A 1,507-nucleotide genomic window follows, 5' to 3' on the forward strand; every position below is an offset into this window, starting at 1 on the left:
GTTTAATAAAAAAAAGATTAAGGGATGAAGGAACGTCATTTACTGAAATATTGAGAGATACTAGGATGAGGTATGCAAAAAAACTCATAACTTCAAACTCTTATTCTATCAATGTCGTAGCCCAGAAATGTGGCTATAACAGTACTTCATATTTCATATGTGCATTTAAAGATTATTATGGTGTCACGCCATCTCATTATTTTGAGAAAATAATCGGCGTCACAGATGGAATAAACAAAACAATTGACTGATAATGTTTATTACAAGTTGTCTACATGTTAATTATAATATTATACAGCGTTTTTTTTGATGTGATATTCTGGAACCATTAATTTGTAATTGGGTTGCTGTCGCCTATTTTATACATACTATAATTGATGGTTTTTTATGTGATTTAGTTAATAACCTTCTGGGTTTATTTTAAGGGTTAATTGTTACATTGAAATGGCTAGTTATTCCCCGGGGCGATTTTCACCTCGGGGAAATTTTAGTTGGCGTTCTTAAAATGTGTACTTAAGACCAGCAGTAGTGATGAAGTTATAGTTTTCTATACCTGCTCCATTTTTGCTGTAGTCTGAAGTGTTATTATTGTGATCATAAAGTGAAGTATTACCTTTTTTATTCGTAACCCGATTCCATGCGCCTTCAACATAAACTTTTGCGTTAGGTGTGACGTAATAACCTGCATTGACTGCAACAGAATAGTAATTTTGGTCTTTGACCTTACTGCGATAAGTGATTCTTTTTCCCGGGTCATAGTGTTCATCGTTATCAGATGATTCCACCCAGCCGCTGTATTTAAATGTGCCACCGAGTTCAAAATCTTCATAACGATAACTTCCAGTCAAGCCAATGTAGGGCATTTTAAAACGTTGTTTGTAGCCGATTGCTCTTTCTCCATTCGGGAAGGAGCCGATATCATCTCTGAATCCCTCCTCAGAACTGTAGATATAGGAACCACCTCTGGCTGTAAAGCTATAACGGCTTTCCTGATATCCGGCCATGAGTCCCAGGCGGTAATTGGGTTCGTTGAGGAGCCAGCCTTTGATATTCAGATCAAATTCGTTGGCATAATTGAGTTGTGTATCAGGGTGTCTACTTTCATCCGTCCAGGTTCCGGGGTTACTGGAATCCATCCACTCCTGATCGACCATATTGCCACCTCGGCTGCCGAGAGTTGTCCAGCCAGCAGCCCCGATAGATATCTGGGGCATCAAATCCCAATTAATTGCACCTTTAATAATTGCAGCGTTATTGAATTTCCAGTCGAGTTGACTGACTTTTCGGCCTCCTTCTTCGGCTAGATAAACACGCTCTTTTGTTTTTCCGCTCAGAGTTCCAAGACTAATGTCCGCATTTATGTTGTCAGGAGTAAACGATAAAGTCTCGGTAGAAGCAAAAGAGCTGATCGCAATAGGGGTTGTCAGGACTTAGACTGGCCCCCTGAATCTCCAGACAACCAATATCACTTAAATAAGTGATAGTCTTAATACTAGTTTTTAGACTA

The 1,507-nt window shown here is 39.0% G+C and carries 1 protein-coding gene and 1 pseudogene; one reads left to right on the forward strand and one right to left on the reverse strand.

Translation table 11 applies throughout. The annotated features are described in order from the left end of the window. A pseudogene (appY, locus tag OQV04_RS24570) lies at positions 1-251 on the forward strand (DNA-binding transcriptional activator AppY); the annotation flags it as partial. A 249-nt stretch (positions 252-500) separates the two neighbouring features. Here the strand turns inward: appY and ompT are convergent. Next, the gene (gene ompT, locus OQV04_RS24575) at positions 501-1,427 is read right to left on the reverse strand and encodes an omptin family outer membrane protease OmpT (protein ID WP_101969352.1); all 927 of its coding nucleotides are present in this window, start codon (positions 1,425-1,427) and stop codon (positions 501-503) included. Between the last annotated feature and the right edge of the window lie 80 nt (positions 1,428-1,507).

It is taken from the genome of Escherichia sp. Lx600-2 (assembly GCF_036662595.1).
GTDB lineage: Bacteria > Pseudomonadota > Gammaproteobacteria > Enterobacterales > Enterobacteriaceae > Escherichia > Escherichia coli.